This window comes from Alcanivorax sp. HI0083, from assembly GCF_001635175.1.
This window is the reverse complement of record NZ_LWFX01001516.1, coordinates 1-1,212: the sequence shown is the minus strand read 5'-3', so window position 1 is coordinate 1,212 and position 1,212 is coordinate 1. Positions and strand designations below refer to the sequence as shown.

The following is a 1,212-nucleotide window of genomic DNA, read 5'->3' as shown; positions in this document are numbered from 1 at the left end:
CACCCGCTTCCACCAGCACGCGGTGCGTGGTGGCAAATTCAAACCCCACCATGGTGTCTCTCCATCGAAATTTGGAATGTGATTTTATGCTAGCACAAGTGACGATGGGCATAGGCGCCAATCCCCACGGGTTTCACGTCAAAAATGTATCTGTTTATCAATAAGCGGCCCTTCGCTCAATAGCGCGCTCTCGGCCCCTGATGAGTGTCTTGCCCTGTCCCGCACCGCCTCTGACCCTGTCAGCAGGAGACGCCCACGTTCTAGTCACTCTTGATCGAATCCAGGGTGGCGTTTTTTCCTGGAAACCATCACATGAGCCATAAAAAAACGCGCCCTCGGGCGCGTTTTCATTCTGCTCTTGTCTACCAATCAACCAATAAAATAACTGCTTGCCTTGGCATTGATCTGATCACTGACGTATTTGGCCAGTGCTTGCACTGTCCACTGGGGCGGCGCGCTCATGGGCTCGGGAATCAGGCTGGCATCCGCCACGAACAACCCTGCAGTACCATGGACTTCGCCGTTGGGCGCCACCACAGATTCATAGCTGTCAGCGCCCATACGGCATGTTCCATGGGGGCTAAAACTGTTAGAGCGGAAGGTGTACATGCCCTTGATGCCATAATCCACTTCCGCCAGTTTTTCATCGAGACTGAAGACGGAATCCACTTCCAGGCTCTGGAAGGTGGGCATGAACACTTTCTCGGCGCCACCGGAAAAGAAGATTCGCGCAGCCAGCGCCGCTGACGCTTTCATGTTTTCAAACTCTTCACGATTGGGATTCCAGTGGATGGTCTTGCCGCCGGTATAGGCGTCACCGTCCCACTGCACATAACCGCGCCCCTGATCGGTACTGAAGGCGTTCACCCCAGCATAGTATTTGTAGTCCTTCATGAAATCGATATGCGCCTTACCGGCCTTCATATCGCCTTGTGCCATGAGGGACTCCGGCTCAGCCAGCCCCGAGAAAATGGTGTAGCCGTCGGAGCGAGTGAACTCATCCACCTGCACCCCGACCAGGGCACCGCGGAAACCGTAAAGCGGCTCCTTGAATTTCCCCATCACCTGGGTGAACGGCTGAATGGACAAATTACGGCCCAGTTGCCCGCTGCGGTCTTCAACTCCGCTACGCTGCATGATCAGCGGGCTGTGAATGGCCCCCGCCGCCAACACCACCAGGTCCGCATCCACCTGCATGTCTGCCACATGGGC

The 1,212-nt window shown here is 55.8% G+C and carries 1 protein-coding gene; it reads right to left on the bottom strand.

The genetic code is table 11. The features are described 5' to 3' along the window. Nucleotides 1–369: 369 nt before the first annotated feature. Nucleotides 370–1,212 (bottom strand): GMC oxidoreductase (locus tag A3754_RS22860; RefSeq protein WP_197468797.1); only part of this gene is annotated, 843 nt, incomplete at its 5' end.